The 21,088-nt window shown below is 31.0% G+C and carries 22 protein-coding genes; 20 read left to right on the plus strand and 2 right to left on the minus strand.

All coding sequences use genetic code 11. From position 1 onward, the window contains the following. Nucleotide 1 precedes the first annotated feature (1 nt). The 3 genes from ACZ5LY_RS01485 to mmp11 all read left to right on the plus strand — a co-directional run bounded on the left by ACZ5LY_RS01485 (nucleotide 2) and on the right by mmp11 (nucleotide 2,627). Nucleotides 2-1,183: an aminotransferase class V-fold PLP-dependent enzyme gene (locus ACZ5LY_RS01485; RefSeq protein ID WP_464577730.1), complete on the plus strand. Its 1,182-nt coding sequence runs from the start codon at nucleotides 2-4 to the stop codon at nucleotides 1,181-1,183. A gap of 91 nt (nucleotides 1,184-1,274) precedes the next feature. Next, nucleotides 1,275-1,682 carry a 6,7-dimethyl-8-ribityllumazine synthase gene (gene ribH / locus ACZ5LY_RS01490; RefSeq protein ID WP_013413664.1) on the plus strand — a complete coding sequence of 136 codons (408 nt, stop codon included), beginning with the start codon at nucleotides 1,275-1,277 and terminating at the stop codon, nucleotides 1,680-1,682. 12 nt (nucleotides 1,683-1,694) lie between these two features. Beyond that, entirely contained in the window at nucleotides 1,695-2,627 is a 933-nt protein-coding gene (gene mmp11, locus ACZ5LY_RS01495; protein WP_013413665.1) for a methanogenesis marker protein 11, read from the plus strand. A 13-nt stretch (nucleotides 2,628-2,640) separates the two neighbouring features. On the opposite strand, the gene ACZ5LY_RS01500 is transcribed toward mmp11, so the two are convergent. Next, on the minus strand, nucleotides 2,641-2,943 hold the full coding sequence (locus ACZ5LY_RS01500) for a UPF0058 family protein (protein ID WP_013413666.1): 303 nt from the start codon (nucleotides 2,941-2,943) through the stop codon (nucleotides 2,641-2,643). A 141-nt stretch (nucleotides 2,944-3,084) separates the two neighbouring features. Between ACZ5LY_RS01500 and hisD the strand changes: the two genes are divergently transcribed. The 8 genes from hisD to ACZ5LY_RS01540 are packed head-to-tail and all read left to right on the plus strand — an operon-like array spanning nucleotide 3,085 to nucleotide 10,434. Continuing rightward, nucleotides 3,085-4,377 (plus strand): histidinol dehydrogenase, encoded by a 1,293-nt coding sequence (gene hisD / locus ACZ5LY_RS01505; protein WP_464577731.1) that lies wholly within the window; start codon nucleotides 3,085-3,087, stop codon nucleotides 4,375-4,377. Then, a complete protein-coding gene (aspS, locus tag ACZ5LY_RS01510; protein WP_048060557.1) occupies nucleotides 4,364-5,674 on the plus strand; it encodes an aspartate--tRNA(Asn) ligase in 1,311 nt (436 codons plus the stop codon). The genes hisD and aspS overlap by 14 nt, the downstream gene beginning before the upstream one ends. Nucleotides 5,675-5,680: 6 nt before the next feature. Beyond that, nucleotides 5,681-6,304, plus strand: a complete 624-nt coding sequence (locus ACZ5LY_RS01515) for a cobalt-precorrin-8 methylmutase (RefSeq protein ID WP_464577732.1) — start codon at nucleotides 5,681-5,683, stop codon at nucleotides 6,302-6,304. Continuing rightward, nucleotides 6,301-7,557 (plus strand): glutamate-1-semialdehyde 2,1-aminomutase, encoded by a 1,257-nt coding sequence (gene hemL, locus ACZ5LY_RS01520; protein WP_464577733.1) that lies wholly within the window; start codon nucleotides 6,301-6,303, stop codon nucleotides 7,555-7,557. The genes ACZ5LY_RS01515 and hemL overlap by 4 nt, the downstream gene beginning before the upstream one ends. Nucleotide 7,558: 1 nt before the next feature. Then, complete coding sequence (mtxX, locus tag ACZ5LY_RS01525; protein ID WP_013413671.1) at nucleotides 7,559-8,269, plus strand: methanogenesis marker protein Mmp4/MtxX; 711 nt, start codon at nucleotides 7,559-7,561, stop codon at nucleotides 8,267-8,269. Continuing rightward, a complete protein-coding gene (gene uppS, locus ACZ5LY_RS01530) occupies nucleotides 8,260-9,027 on the plus strand; it encodes a polyprenyl diphosphate synthase (protein WP_013413672.1) in 768 nt (255 codons plus the stop codon). The genes mtxX and uppS overlap by 10 nt, the downstream gene beginning before the upstream one ends. Before the next feature lie 5 nt (nucleotides 9,028-9,032). Then, the gene (locus tag ACZ5LY_RS01535) at nucleotides 9,033-9,779 is read left to right on the plus strand and encodes a TatD family hydrolase (RefSeq protein WP_464577734.1); all 747 of its coding nucleotides are present in this window, start codon (nucleotides 9,033-9,035) and stop codon (nucleotides 9,777-9,779) included. A 4-nt stretch (nucleotides 9,780-9,783) separates the two neighbouring features. Next, on the plus strand, nucleotides 9,784-10,434 hold the full coding sequence (locus tag ACZ5LY_RS01540; RefSeq protein WP_048060558.1) for a 2,5-diamino-6-(ribosylamino)-4(3H)-pyrimidinone 5'-phosphate reductase: 651 nt from the start codon (nucleotides 9,784-9,786) through the stop codon (nucleotides 10,432-10,434). On the opposite strand, the gene ACZ5LY_RS01545 is transcribed toward ACZ5LY_RS01540, so the two are convergent. Beyond that, nucleotides 10,424-11,074: a histidinol phosphate phosphatase domain-containing protein gene (locus ACZ5LY_RS01545; protein ID WP_464577735.1), complete on the minus strand. Its 651-nt coding sequence runs from the start codon at nucleotides 11,072-11,074 to the stop codon at nucleotides 10,424-10,426. The two genes, ACZ5LY_RS01540 and ACZ5LY_RS01545, sit on opposite strands and share 11 nt — an antisense overlap. Nucleotides 11,075-11,101: 27 nt before the next feature. On the opposite strand from ACZ5LY_RS01545, the gene ACZ5LY_RS01550 reads away from it, so the two are divergent. Genes ACZ5LY_RS01550 through ACZ5LY_RS01590 form a run of 9 tightly spaced genes read left to right on the plus strand, consistent with a single transcriptional unit; the run spans nucleotide 11,102 to nucleotide 21,075 of the window. After that, a complete protein-coding gene (locus ACZ5LY_RS01550; protein ID WP_464577736.1) occupies nucleotides 11,102-11,929 on the plus strand; it encodes a pantoate kinase in 828 nt (275 codons plus the stop codon). Nucleotides 11,930-11,953: 24 nt separating this feature from the next. Beyond that, on the plus strand, nucleotides 11,954-12,748 hold the full coding sequence (locus ACZ5LY_RS01555) for a 2-amino-3,7-dideoxy-D-threo-hept-6-ulosonate synthase (protein WP_013413677.1): 795 nt from the start codon (nucleotides 11,954-11,956) through the stop codon (nucleotides 12,746-12,748). A 6-nt stretch (nucleotides 12,749-12,754) separates the two neighbouring features. Then, nucleotides 12,755-13,882 carry a 3-dehydroquinate synthase II gene (locus ACZ5LY_RS01560; protein WP_013413678.1) on the plus strand — a complete coding sequence of 376 codons (1,128 nt, stop codon included), beginning with the start codon at nucleotides 12,755-12,757 and terminating at the stop codon, nucleotides 13,880-13,882. 8 nt (nucleotides 13,883-13,890) lie between these two features. Continuing rightward, nucleotides 13,891-14,445, plus strand: coding sequence for an RNA 2',3'-cyclic phosphodiesterase (gene thpR / locus ACZ5LY_RS01565; protein ID WP_464577737.1), 555 nt, complete (start codon nucleotides 13,891-13,893; stop codon nucleotides 14,443-14,445). Nucleotides 14,446-14,449: 4 nt separating this feature from the next. Then, nucleotides 14,450-15,811 carry a CCA tRNA nucleotidyltransferase gene (gene cca, locus ACZ5LY_RS01570; protein WP_464577738.1) on the plus strand — a complete coding sequence of 454 codons (1,362 nt, stop codon included), beginning with the start codon at nucleotides 14,450-14,452 and terminating at the stop codon, nucleotides 15,809-15,811. A gap of 7 nt (nucleotides 15,812-15,818) precedes the next feature. Then, a complete protein-coding gene (priS, locus tag ACZ5LY_RS01575; protein WP_464577739.1) occupies nucleotides 15,819-16,712 on the plus strand; it encodes a DNA primase catalytic subunit PriS in 894 nt (297 codons plus the stop codon). Continuing rightward, nucleotides 16,709-17,890 carry a DNA primase gene (locus ACZ5LY_RS01580; RefSeq protein WP_464577740.1) on the plus strand — a complete coding sequence of 394 codons (1,182 nt, stop codon included), beginning with the start codon at nucleotides 16,709-16,711 and terminating at the stop codon, nucleotides 17,888-17,890. The genes priS and ACZ5LY_RS01580 overlap by 4 nt, the downstream gene beginning before the upstream one ends. Before the next feature lies 1 nt (nucleotide 17,891). Further along, the gene (gene metG, locus ACZ5LY_RS01585; protein WP_013413683.1) at nucleotides 17,892-19,544 is read left to right on the plus strand and encodes a methionine--tRNA ligase; all 1,653 of its coding nucleotides are present in this window, start codon (nucleotides 17,892-17,894) and stop codon (nucleotides 19,542-19,544) included. Beyond that, nucleotides 19,537-21,075, plus strand: a complete 1,539-nt coding sequence (locus ACZ5LY_RS01590; RefSeq protein ID WP_464577741.1) for a DUF530 domain-containing protein — start codon at nucleotides 19,537-19,539, stop codon at nucleotides 21,073-21,075. The genes metG and ACZ5LY_RS01590 overlap by 8 nt, the downstream gene beginning before the upstream one ends. The last annotated feature ends 13 nt before the right edge of the window (nucleotides 21,076-21,088 follow it).

The following is a 21,088-nucleotide window of genomic DNA, read 5'->3' on the forward strand; positions in this document are numbered from 1 at the left end:
GGTGGAAATTAATAAAATTAGGGAGGATTTCCCTCTACTAAAACATTGTGTTTATTTGGACGCCGCCAGTACAACACCTACACCAAAATGTGTTGTACAAGCAATGAATGAATATTTCTATACATACAATACTAATGTGGGACGTGGTGTATACTCATTAGCAGTTAAAGCTACAGAAAAGGTTGAAGAAGTAAGGAAAAGATTAGGAGATTTTATAAACTCTCCTCCTGAAAATATAGTATTCACAAAAAATACTACTGAGGCTATAAATTTAGTTGCTAATGGTTTAAAATTTAAAAAAGGCGACACTATTATAGTGCCTAATATTGAGCATCATTCAAATTTTTTACCATGGCTAAGGCTTCGAAAAGAAGGTGTAAATGTTAAAGTAATAAAAGCAGGGAAAAACGGCATTGTCGATCCTTCAGTTATTGAAGATAAAATTGATGAAAACACAAAGTTAATAACTGTAAGCTATATCTCAAATGTGTTGGGAGTTGTACAAGACATCGAAGAAATAGGTAAAATTGCTAAAGACAACGATATTCTATATATGGTAGACGCTGCTCAGGCAATTGGACATATAAAAGTGGATGTAAAAAAAATTAATGCTGATTTTGTTGCTTTTCCTGGACATAAGGGATTGTTGGGTCCAGTAGGCACTGGATTTTTATATTCAAAGTTGCTACACAAGCTAGAACCATTTAATATTGGTGGTGGAACTGTAATTGATGTTTCAGAAAATAAATATAAATTAGAAAAACCTCCTGCAAGATTTGAAGCTGGTACTTTAAACATTGCTGGAATCATTGGACTGGGTTCTGCAGTAAGTTATTTAGAATCAATAGGTATCAAAAAAATTGAAAAATATTGTATGGAATTAACAGAAGAGATGTACAGTAAATTATCAGAGATTGATAAGGTAATATGTTATGGCGACATTGAAAATATTCATGGAATTGTTTCATTTAATGTAAAAGGAAAAGATCCTAACAAAGTTGCAAGATTGTTGGACAAAAAAAGTAAAATTTGTGTGAGAAGTGGACATCATTGTGCCATACCTCTAATCAAACACATAGGTGCAAAAAAATATGGAGGAACTGTTAGAGCTTCAGTACACTGTTACAATAATTTTATGGACATCGAAAAACTTATAAATACTATAAAGGAGGTTAGTGTATGAGTAGGGCAAGAATAATAGCAATAATATTTATTTTGATTATGGTGCTAAGTAGTATAGCTGCTGCAATTTTAGCATTAGGATAGGTGAGAAAATGGTAAAGCTAGGGATTGTAGTATCAGAATTTAACTATGATATCACACAAATGATGCTAAAGTTAGCTAAAGAACATGCAAAATTTTTAGAAGCAGAAGTAGTTAGGGTTATACATGTGCCTGGAGTTTTTGAAATACCATTAGCAGTAAAATTCCTTTTGGAGAATGAAGATGTTGACGCAGTTGTGACACTTGGTGCTGTAATTGAGGGTGAAACAGATCATGACCAGGTTGTAATGCAACAAGCTTCACGAAAAATTATTGATCTCTCTCTTGAATATAATAAACCAGTAGCATTAGGAATTTCAGGTCCAGGAATGAGTAGACTTGAGGCTCATGAAAGAGTCAAATATGCTAAAAGGGCTGTAGAGGCTGCTGTCAAAATGTGCAAGCGATTGAAAAGCTAAAAGGGATTTCTAATGGAAATTTATACCCCCAATGAATTAAGAAAAAAATTTAAAGATCCATGGGTAGCCCCATACAAAAAAATAATTACAATGGTGGATGATCAGATTGTAGAACTGGTTGAATATCATCCATGTATTTCAGGTTCAGAATGGATGATCTACCAGTATAAACGGACAAGTAACTTAGTTTTAGATGCATATAGAGATGGAAACAAACATGTCTATATAGTTAAAGTAGGTAAAGAAAAATTAAATTTGAAAGCCAGTTTTAGTGCTGCAGGGATCGAAGAAGTGAATGTAAAAGATGATGAAGTCAGGATTGTACATGCAGGTCTTGCTGGGGCAGGTGTTGGTGCAGCTATTTGTAGAGGAATGGCAGAGGGTGTAAAAAGAATAGAAATATATAGTTTAGGCGGCGGATCCAAATTAGGAAAAGCAGCTGTAATAACTCCTTTGATGAAGAAAATCGTAATTGGGATAGATGATACAGATACAAAAGAACAAGGTGCAACTTGGACTTTAGCACACAATCTTGGGACAAAATTGAAAGAAAAGGGGTATGAATATATTGATCATGTAATAGTACAGCTTTACCCAAAGAATCCTAATAAAACACAAAACTGCGTTGCAGTAGCACTAACGTTTGCTGTTAGGCCAGGAATGGAGGAAAAACTCGTTAATAATGCAGTGAAATTCCTTGAAAAAGCAACGCTTTCTGATAATACTGCAATAGCTGTTTTTGAAGGTATTAAAATCCCTGAAGAACTTATAAAATATTCAATAAAAGCTAAAACTAAAATGGTATCTTTAGATGAATGTTTAACCACTGCAAAAAAATTAGGTATCAGTCTGATAGATGTGACTGGCGAGAAAGGTAAGATAGGTGCATTAGCTGCCATAGGATTGCATAACAATGTTAAGGAGGCTGTGAAACTTTATTGCTGAATCATTGTTAAGATCATGAAAAGTTTTGCCTTTTTTCTATTACTTGTTTTTTAGATTTCTCTGCTAGATCTTGAAGTCCGGAAACAACGCTTTCAGGTAAAATGTCGTTCCCATTTTCAAAGATTATTTTTGATATTATTGCTGAGAGAACAAATATAGCGCACTTGTGTTCAATCTTTGTTCTGTGAATATGGTGAGGACTTATGTTAAGTGATAAATATTCTTTAGGTTCCTCATTTACATTCTCAACAGTTTTTAAGTATTTTAAAACGTAAACTAAAAATTGATGTAATTGTATCAATTCATCTTTATACATTTTATCCTCCCATTAAAATCACAAAGATTTTATGCTAGAGATTATTACTCCTTAATATACTTTTTTGGTTCAATGCAATAAAAAATGTATTTATCATAATAATTTGATTCCCAATATTATTACTTATAGGAGAAAGATAGGATGGAAGTTGTTGTGTTTAAAAAAGAAAAAATAGGGAATTTAATAAAAAGATCTGAAATTGATATAAGCACTGTTATACCGAAAGTTAGTGAAATAATAAGGGAAGTAAAAGAATGTGGGGATGAAGCACTAATAAATTTAACTCGAAAGTTTGATGGAGTAGAAATTGATAAAATTAAAGTTACAAAAGATGAAATAAAAAGAAGTTACAAACGATTAGATGATAGCATTATTCATGCATTAAAAAAAGCTTCAAAAAATATTAAAAAATTTCATGAACGACAAATTCCAAAAGAATGGTTTATAAATAATGATATTTATGCTGGACAAATAATTAGACCAATTGAAAGTGTAGGGTGTTACATACCAGGAGGTAGAGCTGTATATCCATCTACAGCATTGATGACAATAATTCCTGCGAAAGTTGCAGGAGTAAAAAGAGTTGTATGTTGTACACCTCCACAAGAAAATGGATTTGTTGATGATGCAACTTTAGTTGCTGCAGATATTGCAGGAGCAGACGAAATATATAAAGTGGGTGGAGTCCAAGCGATAGCTGCACTAGCTTATGGTACTGAAACAATAAGGCCTGTCAATAAAATTGTTGGGCCAGGAAACATATTTGTCACTGCTGCAAAAAAACTTGTTTATGGAGATGTAGACATAGATTTTCTTGCTGGACCTTCAGAGGTTTTAATAATTGCTGATGAAAATGCTAAAGAAGAATACATTACTGCTGAAATGTTGGCACAAGCAGAACATGATCCACAAGCTTCATCAGTTCTTGTTACCAATTCAACGAAAATTGCAAACAACGTTAGATCCCTGATTAAAAAGAAAATTAAAAAATATAAAAGAAGAGAAATTATTGAAAAATCATTAAAAGAAAATGGTAAAATTGTAATAACTAAAAACATTAGAGAATCTATTGACTTTGCTAACAAATATGCGCCTGAACATCTAGTATTAATGGTTAAAAATCCAGAAAAATATTTAAAGTATATAAACAATGCAGGTTCAATATTTTTGGGTGATAATACACCAGTATCAGCTGGAGATTATGGATTAGGAAGTAATCATGTTTTACCAACTGGAGGATTTGCAAAAGCATGTGGAGGTCTATCTACAGAATCATTTATTAAAAAAATAACTGTGCAAAAACTTTCTAAAAAAGGACTACTTTCCCTAAAAAATATCGTAATTCCACTTTCAGAATATGAAGGTTTGGACGGACATGCAAAATCTTTCAAGAAAAGACTAGAGGTGTTAAAAAGTGAGCATGATAAATGTTAAAAAAAGAACACATTACTCTGATGAAATTACGCCTGACATGGATGGAAAAAAAGTATCATTGGTAGGTTGGGTACATGAAATAAGAGACTTGGGAGGTATTGTATTTTTACTTTTAAGAGATAGAGAGGGAATAATTCAAGTTACTGCACCAAGTAAAAAAGTGGATAAAGAATTAATGGATAAAATGAGAAAATCTGGAAAGGAATCTGTTATATTTGTGGAAGGCACTGTAAAAGAATCTTCAAAAGCTCCAAATAATGTTGAGATTATACCAACAAATTTTGAAATAATAAATAAATCAAAACAGCCACTTCCGCTTGACACAACAGGGAAAGTAAAGGCAGAATTGGATACCAGGTTAGATGCTAGATTTTTAGATTTAAGAAAATTAAATGTAAATGCAATATTTAAAATAAGAAACAAAATGCTTAATTCTGTAAGAAAATTTTTTGAAGAAAATGGATTTATAGAAATTAATACACCAAAACTTGTTGCTTCTGCAACAGAAGGTGGAACAGCCTTATTCCCAGTTACATATTTTGAAAGAGAGGCTTTTTTAGGGCAAAGTCCTCAACTTTACAAACAGATGATGATGGCTGCAGGTTTTGAAAAAGTTTATGAGATTGGACCAATTTTTAGGGCAGAAGAACATGATACATTAAGACATTTGAATGAAGCTATATCTATAGATATTGAAGTTTCATTTGCTAATCATGAAGATGTTATGAAGATTCTTGAAAATCTCATTGTTAGGGTTATTGAAGATCTAAACAAAAGTTGTAAAAAAGAATTAAAAATATTAAATAAAAAATTAGAGGTTCCTGAAACTCCATTTGAGAGAATAACATATGATGAAGTAATTGAAATTGTAAATTCTAAGGGAGTAGTACTGGAATATGGAGAAGATCTATCAAGGGCTGCTGAAAAGGCCCTTGGTGAAGAAATGGATAATTATTACTTTATTATAGATTGGCCAACCTCAATAAAACCATTCTATGTTATGCCAAATGAAAAAAATCCAGAGAAATGTTATGCATTTGACTTGATGTATAAAGATTTAGAGATATCTTCAGGAGCTATGAGAATTCATGATCATGATTTATTAGTAAAAAGAATTAAGGAACAAGACCTAAATCCTGAATCCTTTAAATATTATTTAGATGCATTTAAGTATGGAATGCCACCACATGCTGGTTGGGGTCTCGGAGCTGAAAGATTTATGATGGCATTAACAGGTGTAAAAAATATACGTGAAACTATTTTGTTTCCAAGAGATAGAAGAAGATTAACTCCGTGATTTTTGATGATGGGTGCATCAACAAAACAAGGTTATGAAATTGCAAAAAAAAGTCGTAAGATAGTGAGATTACTTATTGAAGATAAAATAAAAAATTTTTCTAAAGAGGAAAGAAAAATAATTGAGAGGGTTGTCCACTCTACAGCTGATTTAGATTTCGCTGAGTTAATCGAAATTCATCCAAATTTTGTAAATAAAAGTTTGGAAGCTTTAAATAATAATGAAGATATTTTTGTAGATGTAAAAATGGTTAAGGTTGGAATAAATAAATACCCTGGGAATATATTATGTTATATCGATGATAAAGACGTAATCAAATTAGCTAAGAAAAAACAAATAACAAGAGCTGCAGCATCTGTTGAACATCTTGTGAATACAAATTTTAATGGAATTGTTGTTATAGGTAACTCCCCAACTGCATTATACAAAATAATTGAATTTCATAAAAAGAATAAATTAAAAGTTAAGAGTGTAATTGGTGTACCAGTTGGATTTGTATCTGCAGAAGAAGCAAAAGAAATGTTAAAAGATTCAGGTATTCCTTATTTAATAACTAGAGGTCCAAAAGGAGGTACGTCTGTAGCTGTAGCTGCAATAAATTCACTTATAAATATGAGGGATAAAAAATGAATTCTAAAAAATTATTTGAAGAAGCTAAAAAATTTATGCCTGGTGGTGTTAATTCCCCAGTGAGAGCTTTTGAACCCTATCCATTTTTTGTTGAAAGAGGTAGAGGATGTTTTATTTATGACATCGATGGAAATTCATATATTGATTATTGTTTAGCATATGGACCACTAATACTTGGACATGCTCATCCTTCGGTTGTGGCTGCTGTATATAAACAAGCTGAAAAAGGAACAACTTATGGGACACCGACAGAAAAAGAATTAAAGCTTGCAAAATTTGTTGTAGATAAAGTTCCATGTGCAGAAATGGTTAGATTTGTTAATTCAGGTACTGAAGCAACTATGAGTGCTATAAGATTGGCAAGAGCATTTACAGGCAAAGAGAAAATTGTAAAATTTGAAGGTGCATACCATGGTGCACATGATTATGTTTTAGTTAAACCTGGTTCTGGTGCTACGACATTGCCAGATTCAGTAGGTATTCCAAAAGAAACAACCAAAAATACAATATTGTGTACATACAATGATGAAGAATCTGTAATAAATGCCATTGAAAATCATGATGTAGCTGCAGTTCTTGTTGAACCTGTTATGGGAAATATAGGATGTATAAAGCCAAAAAAAGGTTATTTAAAATTTTTAAGAAAAATAACAAAAGAAAATGATATATTATTAATATTTGATGAAGTGATAACAGGGTTTAGATTGGCTGAAGGTGGAGCACAAGAATATTATGGTGTGACACCTGATTTAGTAACTTTAGGTAAAGTCTTAGGTGGGGGACTTCCAATAGGTGCACTAGCAGGGAAAAAAGAAATTATGGAAAATATAGCGCCTAGTGGGGATGTATATCAGGCAGGAACGTTTAATGGTAATCCAATGACAATGTCTGCTGGATTAGCAACTCTTAAACATTTAGATAAAAAATTTTACAAGGAGCTGAATAAAAAAGGTAAATATCTTACAGAAGGAATAAATGACATAGTTGAAGATGTAGGTATTGGATACCTATCATCTGTTGGATCAATGTTTCAAATTTATTTCACTGAGGGAAAAGTACTTAATCATAAAGATGCTAAAAAATCAAATGTGAAAGTTTTTAATAAATATTTCAAAACATTGTTGAAGGAAGGAATTTTTGTTCCACCGTCACAATTTGAGTGTTGTTTTATATCTGATGCTCATGACTACAAAATTCTTGATAATACACTTGAAAAAATTGAGACTTCTCTTAAAAAATTAAAAAATGAATAACATGGTTTCAATAGCTATTGGTGTTGGAAAAAATAAAAATGTAGAAAAAGCAGTTAAAAATGTAAATTTTGATGTTTTATTAGCCCATTCTGAAGATGAGCTAATTGAAATGATAGAAAATAATGAAGCCGATGCTTATGTAAGAGGTTCTTTATCTTCATCAATAATTCTCAAACTTAGAAAAATGGGTGAAATTCATAGAGCATCCTTAATAGAAACAAATGGAAAAAGATTCTTTTTAACACCAGTGGGTATCGATGAAGGTAGAACTCTCAAAGAAAAGCTTAAAATAATTAAAAAATGTTATAATTTTTTTAAAAAAATAAATTTAAAACCTAAGATAGCTATACTTTCAGGTGGTCGTAAGGAAGATGTGGGAAGGTCAATAGAAGTTGATAAATCCATAGAGGAAGGTGAAAAATTAGAAAAACTTGCAAAAGATATGGGTGCCAAACATTACTATATATTAATAGAGAAAGCAATAAAAGATGGATGTAATCTTGTCGTTGCACCAAATGGTATTTGTGGAAATTTAATTTTTAGGTCTTTAGTGTTAGTAGGTTCAGCTAAAAGTTATGGGGCAATTTCTTTGGGAATAGATCCTATATTTATAGATACATCAAGATCTCAAACTGTAGAAGGATATATGAGAGCTCTAAAATTTGCAAAATATCTTGCAACAAAATTTAAAAAGGAAGGACAATGTCATTAACAAAACCTATTTATAAACTTTATGAATGGCACTTAAAAAGAAATTTAGACAAAAACAAAATACCGAAGCATGTAGCTATAATTATGGATGGTAACAGACGATATGCTAGATTAATAGGTAGTAAAGATCCAACAATTGGTCACAAGAAGGGTGTTAAAACATTGGAAAAACTACTTGATTGGTGTATAGAACTTGGAATAAAGATTGTAACTGTTTATGCTTTTTCAACCGAAAATTTTAAAAGACCAAAACATGAAGTCAAAAAGCTAATGAAACTTTTCGAGGAAAATTTCAAAAGGATAAAAACTGATAAAAAAATTCATAAAAATAAAATAAGAGTAAAAGCTATTGGAAAATTAGAATTATTACCTAAAAATTTGAGGAAAGCTATAAAAGAAGCAGAAGAAGCTACAAAACATTACAAAGAAAGGTTGTTAAATGTTGCTATTGGTTATGATGGTCGCCAAGAAATTGTTGATGCAGTGAAAAAAATTGCTAAAAAAGTTAAAGAAGGTAAACTTTCACTAAATGAAATAAACGAAGAGGTTGTTGATAAACATCTTTATACAGCGGAAGTAGAGGATCCACAATTAATTATAAGGACTAGTGGAGAAGAAAGATTGAGTGGTTTCTTGCTATGGCAGTCCTCCTATTCTGAACTTTATTTCTGTGATAGTTTATGGCCAGAATTCAGGAAGGTAGATTTTTTGAGAGCTATAAGATCATATCAACAAAGAGAAAGAAGATTTGGTAGGTGAAAAAATTGATAGACATTCATTGCCATCTTGATTTCAAAAATTTCAATAAGGATCGTGAAGAAGTCATAAATCGTGCAAAAAAGAAATTGACAGCTGTTATTAATTCTGGAGCATCGTATGAAGGTAATAAAAAAACTTTAAAACTTTCTAAAGAATATGAGGGATTCATATACCCAACACTTGGTTTTCATCCAACAAATAATGAGCCTATAGATAGAACCATCGAAGAAATAGAGAAAAATGTAGAGTATATAGTTGGTATTGGTGAAGTTGGAATGGACTTTTATCGTGTGGAAGATCCTGAAGAAAGAAAAAGACAAGAACATATTTTTAAAAAATTTATAGAGCTTTCAAATGAATATGAACTCCCTCTGGTTATTCATGCAAGAGAATGTGAAGATCGCGTGTTTGAAATAGTTAAGGAACTTAAAGATGATTCAAATGTTGTGTTTCATTGTTATAGTGGAAGTGTAGAGCTTGCTAAAAAAATATTAGAAGAAGGATATTATATTTCTGTTCCAACTCTTGTATGTTTTTCAAAACATCATCAAAATATTGTAAAAAATTTACCTCTGGAAAAAATTTTAACAGAGACTGATAGTCCATTTTTATCCCCTTATAGAGGTAAAAGAAACGAACCATCATTTGTTGAAGAAGCTGTTAAAAAAATAGCTGAACTAAAATCCATGAGCATAGAAAAAGTAGATGAAATAACAGATAGAAATGCTAGAAAAGTTTTTAATATTGGGTGATCACTTGAGACCTTATGTGATTCTAAATGCTGCAATGACTCTTGATGGTAAAATTGCCACTAAAACCTATGACTCTAAAATTTCAGGTGAGGAGGATCTCATCAGAGTCCATAAATTAAGAAAAGAATGTGATGGAATAATGGTAGGTATAAATACTGTCATTATAGATGATCCAAGATTAACCGTGCATAAAATAAATTCGAAGCCATCTGATAATCCTGTGAGAGTTATTGCTGACAGTAGAGCAAGAACTCCATTGAATGCAAGAGTATTAAATAATGAAGCACCTACAGTAATCGCTGTTAGTGAGAAAGCTAAAAATGAAAAAGTTGAAAAGCTTAAAAAAAGAGCAAAAGTGTTAGTACTTGGAAAGGAAAGAGTTGACCTCGTGGCACTAATGGAAAAACTCAAAGACATGGGAATAAATAAATTAATGTTAGAAGGAGGATCTACATTAAATTTTTCCATGTTATCCAAAGGTTTAGTTGACGAGGTTAGAGTTTGTGTAGCTCCAATGATTGTTGGTGGTAAAGATGCAAAAACCTTAGTTGATGGACCTGGCTTTGAAAAAATGGATGAAGCAATAAAATTAAAATTAAAGAAATATTATACACTTGGTAAAGATTTAATTTTAGAATATAAAGTTATCTATTGATTATTCTTTTCGGATATTTATCTAAAGCTTTTTTTGCAATTTTTTTTGGTAATCCTGAGCCTATTGCTAATTTATAAGCAAAATTGTAATCTATGAGATCTTCAGGTGAATGTGCATCACTGTTAACAACAACGGGAATATCTAACTCCACTGCTATTTTTGCAACATGACCATTTGATAAACAATGTCCAGCCCTAGAGGTTATTTCAAGTGCCACATCATTTTCTTTGGCTATTTCAGCATCTTCATAGCTTATTAATCCCGGATGTGCTAATATGTCAACTTCAGGACATTCCACCGCAGCATGGTTTGTGCCCTTTGCAACAGGTTCAACTAAAGATTCTCCATGAACTAATATTATTTCTGCGCCTAAATTTCTGGCTTTATTTGCTAATTTTTCTATCACTTCTGGAGGTACATGTGTTATCTCTACACCAGGAATAACTTTAATTTCCCAATTTTCTTCGATGTCATCCACAACTCTAATAATATTCTCAACACAATATATATTTGAGTGATCAACATGATCTGTTATTGCAATAGCTTCATGTCCTAAAAATTTTGCGCGACGGGCTATTTCCGAAGGTATAAGATCTCCATCACTAAATATACTATGAATATGCAAGTCTATCCTCTTCATTTAATTCCCTCCTAAAAAGTGATTAACATGGTTTCGGTATTTGTCCCATCTCATATAACAGGATTTTTCCAAGTGGTAGATCATAATAATCCTCTCAAAAAAGGGTCAAGAGGTGCTGGTATAGTAATAAATAGAGGAGTGACAACTACAGTAAAGTCTTCTAATAAGACTAAGATAGATGGTTTGGAGACAATTGCTAAAAAAGTTATTGAAGTAATGAAAAGATATTACAACATTGGAAATATTAAAGTTAAACATGAGATTGACGTACCTATTGGATGTGGATTAGGAGTTTCAGGTGCATGTGCTTTAGGCACCGCCATTGGAATTGCTAAAGAATTAAAATTACCTATAACTCTCAACCAAGCAGCTGATTTCGCACATTTAGCAGAAGTTGAGCTCAAAACAGGTTTGGGGGACGTTATTGCAGAGTTGTCTGGCGGGTTAGTTATAAGAACTAGAGAAGGTGCTCCTAGTTATGGAAAAATAGATAAAATAATTGTTCCATCACTTTATGTTATAATAAAGGTATTGGATAAGATAAATACACCCTCTATTTTAAAAGATAAGTTATATTTAGAAAAAATAAACAAGATTGGGGAAAAAATGTTGAAGAAGATATTGATACAACCTTCACTAAAAAATTTTCTAAATTTATCTTCTAACTTTTCTAAAAAGATATCTATAGTGACACCTGAAATTAAAGATATAATGGATATTATGAATGAAGAAACAATTGGGTCTTCTGTAGCAATGTTAGGTAAAACAATATTTGGAATATCTGAAACTCCAGAAACTTCATTAGATGATGTAATAATTGCAAAAATTGATTTTACAGGCGCTAGAATCTTATAATAATAAATCCTGGGGGCAAATCCTATGATAGGTAAAAAAATTAGGATGGAACGAATATTTGATAGAGAAAGTAAAAAAACTGTTATAGTACCCATGGACCATGGAGTGTCTCTTGGTCCAATAAAGGGTTTAAAAAACATGCCTAAAATAATAGATGAAGTAGCAAATGGGGGAGCAAATGCTGTATTATTACACAAAGGCATGGTTGAAGCTGGTCACAGAGGATATGGAAGAGATATTGGACTTATAGTGCATCTTTCAGCTAGTACTTCTTTAGGACCAGATCCAAACCACAAAGTACTTGTAACAACTGTTGAGGAAGCTATAAAGCTTGGAGCTGATGCAGTATCAGTACATGTCAATGTAGGATCTGAAGAGGAAGCAGAAATGTTAACAAAATTAGGCATGGTTGCTGAAGCATGTAGAGAATGGTCAATGCCATTATTATCTATGATGTATCCTAGAGGCAAAAAAATTGAAAATGAGCACGATGTTGAAGTTGTTAAATTAGCTGCTCGTGTTGGAGCTGAATTAGGATCAGATGTTGTAAAAACAAATTATACAGGAGATCCAGATAGCTTCAAAGAAGTTGTAAAGGGTTGTCCAGTGCCAGTGGTTATTGCAGGAGGACCCAAAGTTGAAACAGAAGAAGAATTTTTAGAAATGGTAAAAGGTGCTATAGAAGCAGGAGCATCTGGAGTTGCAATTGGTAGAAATATATTCCAAGCAGAATCTCCTGAAAAGATGACAAAAGCTGTTTCTGCAATAGTACATAAAAACTTTGATGTAGAAGAAGCATTGGAAATTTTAAAGGAGTAAATGAAAATGAAGTTCATATGGTTACTTTTGCCTAAAGGGGACTGGGAATACAAAAAGAAATTTGTAACAACAGCCTTAGAATCAGGAATTGATCATATAGTGGACTTTAGTAACGATATCGACAAAATTAAAAAACTTGGTAATATTAAAGTTATATCAAATAGAGAAAATGCGGACATATTTTTAATTGGTAAAAATGGAGAAGGAAATGGTACATTGTCTGTTCCTAGTGATGCTAAAGAATCTAAAGATATTGCAACTGCTACGAGTTTTAAGAAAAAGGGAAAAGTTACTGCTGCATATGTAGAGGTAACTAGTAAAAAACATGAAAAATTAGCTAGAAACATTGGGAAAGTTGTGGATTATGTAATATTGGTTGGCAAAGATTGGAAGGTAATACCTCTAGAAAATGTAATAGCAGATTTACAGGGTGAAAAAGCAAAAATAATTGCGGCAGTTTCAGACGTTGATGAAGCAAAAGTGGCATTGGAAACATTGGAACATGGAGCTGATGGTATATTAATACAGCCATCAAAACTATCTGAAATAAAAGAATTTGTAAAAGTGGTTGAAGACATTGAAGCAAAGAGATATGATCTCAAAACAGCTAAGATAACTAAGATAAAACCTGTGGGATCTGGTGACAGAGTATGTATAGATACGTGTTCATTGATGAATATTGGTGAAGGAATGCTTGTTGGATCTTATTCTCATGGATTTTTCTTAGTTCATAGTGAAACTCTTGAAAGTGAATATGTTGAGGCAAGACCTTTCAGAGTAAATGCAGGGCCGGTGCATGCATATATAATGATGCCTAACCACAAAACCAAATATCTTTCAGAATTAAAAAGTGGCGATGAGGTATTAATTGTTGACAGTAAAGGCAATGGAAGAAAAGCTATTGTAGGCAGAGTAAAAATCGAGAAAAGACCTTTATTGCTTATAGAAGCTGAGTGTGAAGGTATGAAAATTGCAACTTTACTTCAAAATGCAGAAACAATTAGACTTGTAAATGAAAAAGGTAAGCCAGTGTCAGTTTCAGAGTTAAAAGAAGGTGATAAAGTATTAGTTCATATAGAAGAAAGCGCCAGACATTTTGGAATGGCTATAAAAGAAAGTATAATTGAGAAATAGGTGATAAGTTGAGAACTTTTTTAGCTATTGATCTCGATTCAGAGTTACATCAAAAAGTAATTGAAATTCAGAAAAAATTAAAGGAAACTAAAGCAGACATAAAATTTGTAACACCTGAAAATTTACATTTTACACTTAAATTTTTTGGTAATATTGATGAAAAACAATTAAATGAAATATCAAATATTGTTGAAAAGAGTATAGAAGATTTTCATGAGTTTGAATTGCATCTGAAAGGCATTGGAGTTTTTCCAAATAAAAAATATATTCGTGTCATTTGGATTGGTGTAGACAATCCTGAATATTTCATCAAGTTACAGAAAAAATTAGACATTGAATTTAATAAAATAGGTTTTGATTTGGAAAGAGATTACGTTCCTCATTTAACCATTGGCAGGGTAAAAACTGCAAGAAATAAAGATAGATTAATCAAAAAAATAAATGAATTAGAAAATGTAACTGTAGGTTCGATGAAAGTTAAAGAATTATCTCTCAAAAAAAGTATATTGAGGCCCGAAGGTCCAAAGTACAAAGACTTACAAATATTCACTCTTAGTAAGTGATACTATGAAGTACAGAGAAATATTGGATGAAATAAAACCTAAAAAGTCTGAAAAGGAAAAAATAGAAACGCTTTGCAAAACATTAATTGACAATATTAATGACATTGCCAAGAAAGAAAATATACCTGTTGAGGCAACACTTGTAGGTTCTGTTGCAAAAGGCACATGGCTTTCTGGAAAAGCAGATATAGATATTTTTCTACCATTTCCATTAGCTACACCAGAAGATGAACTCAGAGAAAAAGGCCTATATCTAGGACATGAATGCATAAAAAAAGTTGGGGGAAAAGCTGAAGAAAAATATGCTGCACATCCATATGTTACTGGTCATATACAGGGATATGAAGTTGATTTTGTACCATGTTATAAAATAAAAGATGCTAATCAACTTAGATCAGCCGTAGATCGAACACTATTACATACAAAATATATACAAGAAAATTTAGATGAAGAGAAGAAAGATGAAGTGTTGTTGCTAAAAAAATTTATGGAAGGAATTGAAACCTATGGTTCAGAATTTAAAGTTGGTGGTTTTTCAGGTTATTTATGCGAACTTTTAATCCTTTATTATGATTCATTTGAAAATGTTTTAAAGGCTGCTAGTAATGAATGGAGACCTGGTTATGTTATAGATATAGAAAATTATGGAACTTCAAGGAAATTTAGAGATCCTTTAATAGTTATAGATCCTGTTGATAAAAATAGAAATGTTGCCTCTGCATTAACAATGCAAAAAATGACTGAATTTATAGTTGCAGCTAGAAATTTCCTTGAAAATCCAAAAAAAGATTACTTTTACCCTGTGAAACTTAAAGTTTCAAAAGAAGAATTAAAAAAAGAAATTAAAAAAAGAGGAAGTAGGATAGTTGCAGTTATCTTTAAACATCCAAAATTACCTGCAGACACACTTTATCCACAATTGAAAAAAACAGAAATGTCCATTAAGAAGCATTTAAACAAAGAAGGATTTAAAGTGCTTAGAAGTGGACACTGGAGTAATGAAGAAGATTTAGGATTTTTAATATTTGAATTTGAAGTCTGGAGATTACCTAAATATAAAAAACATTTTGGTCCGAAATTTTGGATAAAAAAACATTATTACAGGTTTTTAAGAAAATATGGTAAAGAAAATGTGTGGGTAGAGAAAGACAGAGTTGTATCAAGAAGGAAAAGGAAAAATTACAAAGTAGAATCTTATATAAAAGAATTATTAAAAAGTGGAAAAATAAGAGTAGGTAAAGACATTAAAAATTATGTTAGTAAATCCAAGGTAATGAATGAAACAGAATTCTTAGATTATGTGCCAAAACAATCTTTAGAATTTCTAAAAAAATTTTTAAATCCAGGCATACATTTATGGAGATAGAGGGGCAATGAAATTCAGAGAAATCAGTGAAGAAGAAAGAAGGAGATATTATAGGCATTGGAGTGTAAAAAAAGTACCTAAATTTATAATAAAATCTCTAAAATTTAGAGAATTTGCTTTTGATCATGATGGAAGTGGTCCTAGCGATAGATACCGTAGCTTTAAAAATAAGAGAAAGTTAGAGAAATTCATCAAAATTAGGGCACCTTATGCTATATATTCTTCAGTAGCATTCTATGAGAAACCTCATAAAAGAGAAGGTTGGAAAGGGGCAGAACTTGTTTTTGATATAGATGCAAAAGATTTGCCTATTAAAAAATGTAAATGTAAAAATGCATGTGAAATTTGTTTAGAACAGGCAAAAGACATTGTTAAAATAATAAACAGTATATTAAGGAATGATTTTGGATTAGAAAAAATTCATATTATTTATTCTGGTCGTGGATACCATATTCGTGTTCTTGATAAAGATGTTTTGGAATTGGATAGTGAAGTGAGGCGTGAGATATTAAAATATGTTGTTGGTTGGGATGATCCAGGCAGCGATGTATTTTTCACAATACCAATAGGTTATCCCAAAGTATTTACAAAGTGGATGAAATATATTTTTTTAAATGTTGATGAGAATTCCAAAGTTGAGGGAATATCACGCTATACCTTAAGAAAAATTAGGAAAAATAGAGAAAAAATTAAAAAAAATGAATTTGGTAAACTTAGAATCGATTTAAAAAGATTGATAGATCCTATAAGGAATATAAATTCAAAACTTGTTGATACAAAAGTCACAATTGATGTTAATAGGATCCTCAGATTACCTGGAAGTGTTCATTCAAAAGTTGGAGCAGTGTGTACAGAAGTCAATAACTTAGATGACTTTAATCCAGAGGAGTGTTTAATATGAAAATATTTTTCATTGATCCATTGAGTAAAGAAGGTAAAGAAATAATTAGGCAAGATGATTCTCTAGATAATTTATTTGATAAACAAAGTATTGGGTACAGTTATGCTGACATTGGATTGGCTAGATTAAAATGGTATTTTAATAAAAATTTCAGAGAATATGAATTTTTGTTTGATGAAAATATTGCAGAGTATGATGTAAAAGCTTTCTATGCATTGGCCCAGGCAATTGCAATAAAATTTGGGTCTAGTTCTCGTGAATCACGAATATTAATAGATTCACAAAAAGAACTAACTAAAGAAAGATTAAAATTATATCCCAGGTTAGAGGAAAAATTCATTGAAAAATTTGGAGACATTGTTAAGTGGACAGAATTAAAAGATGCAATAAAATATGGTAATATACGGTTTAAAGATTTATTGCTAGATGAAGGTAAAGTAATTTTAAGTGAAAAAAAATTTCAGGAAAAATTTGGAAAAAGATTTAAAAATAGAGATATTGGAAGGTTTTATAGGAAAATTGTAGGAAATAAACTAAAAGATATTATTTCAGGAATAGTTGCTGCAAAAGTCAAAAAATATATTAACAAAGTTTATGAGAAGGTTAAATCTCAAGAAATTAAACCACATCCTAATATCAAAAAGATTGCAAAAGAAATATCTAGGATAACCACACATCCCTCAAACATTGTTATAAAGCCAATGAAAAAATCTCCACTGGATCCTAATGCATTTCCACCTTGTATAAAAAAAGCATTACAGGGTGTAAAATCAGGCTTAAGAAATTATGCCATAGTTACACTTTTAACACCTTTTCTTTCACGTGCAAGACTTTGTCCAACGCTTTCTGGAAAGCGTAACTTAAAGATCTCTGATTATGATCCTAAGTTGAATATATTAAAAAATGAGATACTTCCAATGATTTATAAAGCTGCAGAGAGATGTGACCCTCCTCTTTTTGAAGACGATCCACAAGAAAAACGTAATATAATTGCTAAATTAGGTTTTGGACTTCATGAGGAACCTCATCTTGAAAATGAAGGGGAAAGCGAATGGTATTCTCCAATGAATTGTGATAAAATTCAAATATATGCTCCTGAATTATGTGATCCTGATGAAACATGTAAAAAAGTCAACAATCCTCTAGTATATTATTTAAAAAAGAAAGGAGGGGATTAGTTTGAAAATTTTTGTAACTTGTGCACTGCCATATGCAAATGGTCCATTACATCTTGGTCATTTACGATCAACCTATATTCCAGCAGACATATATTCAAGATATCAACGTATGGTTGGAAATGATGTATTATTTGTTTGTGCAACAGATGAACATGGGACTCCAATAGCAGTTAAGGCAGAAAAAGAAGGAAAAGATCCATTAGAAATAACAACAAAATATTATAAGAAAATAAAATCAGATTTAGATAAATGTGATATTTCATTTGATAATTTTTCAAGGACTAGTAGCGATATTCATTATAAAGTTGCACAAAATTTTTTCTTGAAATTGTATAAGAAAGGATACATTTATGAAAAAGAAATAAAACAATTCTATTGTACGAATTGTAAAAGGTTTTTACCTGATAGATATGTGGAAGGTATTTGTCCATACTGTGATTCTGAAGGTGCAAGAGGAGACCATTGTGAAGTATGTGGTAGACATCTAGAAGTTTTAGAACTTATAAAACCACGCTGTATATTATGTTCTGGAGAACCTGAAATAAGGAAATCAAAACATTATTTTTTTAAATTATCAAAATTTCAGAAGAAATTGAAGGAATGGGTTGAAAATAATGAAGAATTACCATCAAATGTCAAAAATTATACATTAGAATGGCTAAAGGAAGGATTAAATGATTGGATAATGACAAGAGATATGAAATGGGGAGTACCAGTTCCTCTTGAAGATGCTGAAGGAAAAGTTATATATGTTTGGGGAGAAGCATTCCTTGGATATATTTCCTCAGCTATTGAGTGGTCAAAGAAAAATAAAAAAGATTGGAAAGAATATTGGGACAGTGGGGCCATACATTTCATTGGAAAAGATATAATATATCACCACACAATCTTTTGGCCTGCTATGTTAATGGCCTATGGTTGTAAACTTCCAAGGACTGTGATAGCTGGTGAATATTTATCATTAGAAGGAAAAAAGATGTCTACAAGTAAAAATTGGGTGGTTTGGGTCTCAGATTTTTTAAAGAGATTTGATTCCGATCTTTTAAGGTATTATTTAACAATTAATGCTCCATTAACAAGAGACACAGATTTCTCTTGGGATGATTTCCAGAGAAGAGTAAATGATGAGCTTGCTGACATCCTTGGAAATTTCATCCATAGAGCTCTAATGTTCACTTATAGATTTTTTGATGCAAAAATACCAGAACCTTCAGAGTTTGGAGAGAAAGATATTGAATTTGAAGAAAGGATAAAAGAATCTCCAAAAATTGTTGGAAATTTCATAGAAAATTTTAAATTTAGAGATGGATTAATAGAGATAATGAAATTAGCAAGAGATGGTAATAAATACTTTAATGATCAAGAGCCGTGGAAAACATTCAAAGAAAATAAATATAAGGCTGCAACTTGCATATATTTATGTGACCAGGCTGTAAAAGCTATTGGAGTCTTAATAAAACCATATTTACCAAAAACTTCTTCAAATATTTTAAGCATGCTGAATCTAGATGATAATGTAAGATGGGAAGATGCAAATGAATTTATAGAGCCAAATCATAAAATAAATAAACCTAAACCATTATTTTCAAAAATAAAATCAGAAGTAATTGAGAAAGAAAAAACCAAATTAAAAGAAAAGGTAAAAAATGAATGAAGAAGGATTAATAAGCAGAACAGAAAGATTACTTTCGGAAATAAAAAAAAGTAGCATTAAGGTAGATGACTTAAGGTCTTATGATAAAGCTTTTAAAATTTATAGAAAATTAAAGAGTACTCTTAATAAGCTTGAAAAAATTAAAAAAACAATGGAACTAAAGGGTTATAGAAGTCCATATAGGTCCATAGCTAAATATTCAACTTACATTGAAGAACCTATTCATGAAGAGCCACATGAAATGGCTAGACATGCTAGATATTTCAGAATAAAAGCTTCTATAAGAAAAAACATATTAGACCGTGTTAATTCAGCTATAGCATCTCATAAAATTGCAATAAGTAACTTAGAGGAATACATAGAGTTAAAGTGTGTTAGATGTGGAAAAAGATTTAAAATATATGAAAAATGTGAATGTAATGGAGAAGATGAATATAAAGTGGTTCCAAATGAAAAAGGTATCCATAGAATAGAAATAATTCCATATCTTCCTTTATCTGGAGATTACATGGTAAAAATATCTAAGTTAAGTAATTGGGCAAGAGAAGCTTTTAAAAAAATTGTACGTACGTTGAGACATGAAAAGAGAGGCACGATAAAATCTACTTCTCTTGTCATAAGGGTGTTTGATGGAAAAAGATGGCTCAGAAAAAAAATCGTAATTAATGGTAGTTTTGAAGAATGTGAGAATAAATTGCGGAAAAAATATGGATCAAATTTACGTATAGAATTTATGCAATTTCATAGAAGAAAGGCAAGGATTATTGATGATAGATACATTCGTAATGCACTTGCCTTAGGTTATACTTGTTTTTGTGAAAACAAGATAGAAAAATTAAAAAATGAGATATTTAACAGTGAAATGAAAAATCCTGAATATTTTGAAGAATATTTAAGGATTATTAAAGATGTTGAGAGATCATTGTTATCACTGGATCCTGAAATTAGAGAGGAAATTAAAGAAGAGGAGATAAAGAAGGTTTTAAAAGAAAAAGGTTTTTTAAATGAAAATGGGGAACTCATAAAAGAAATTAGAGAAGATTTAAAAATTAAAAAAGAAATTGAAGAAGTATTTGTCAATGTCCCTATAACCTTATTATTGTGGGACATAGCTAATTATTATCTTTGCACATCATATGATCGAAGAACTAAACATTCTGGACCTTTTCCTGGCCTACGACCAGTTTTAGATAGACATCAAGCAAAAATATTCAATGAATTTAACAAAAAAGCTGTTAAAATAATTAAGAAATATTTTATGGAGAAAATAGAGTACATTCCTAACTTAAATGAAATAATCCTTGAAAATTTCAAAATAGAAAGGAAAATGAAAGGTCTTAGACTTAAAACAGATCCTTTTGCATTTGGAGCAGCCATTGTTAATTTGAAGTCTGATATTGATATAGAAAAATGTTCTAAATTGTTTTCAACAACGCCTAAGAATATTAAAAGAGAAAAGAGAAACATAAAAATTATTACAAAACCTTCATCAGACAAGGCTAAAAGATTCTTAGAGATTGTTAGAGGTTAGAAAACAGGGAGGT

This window comes from Methanothermus sociabilis (genome assembly GCF_055392295.1).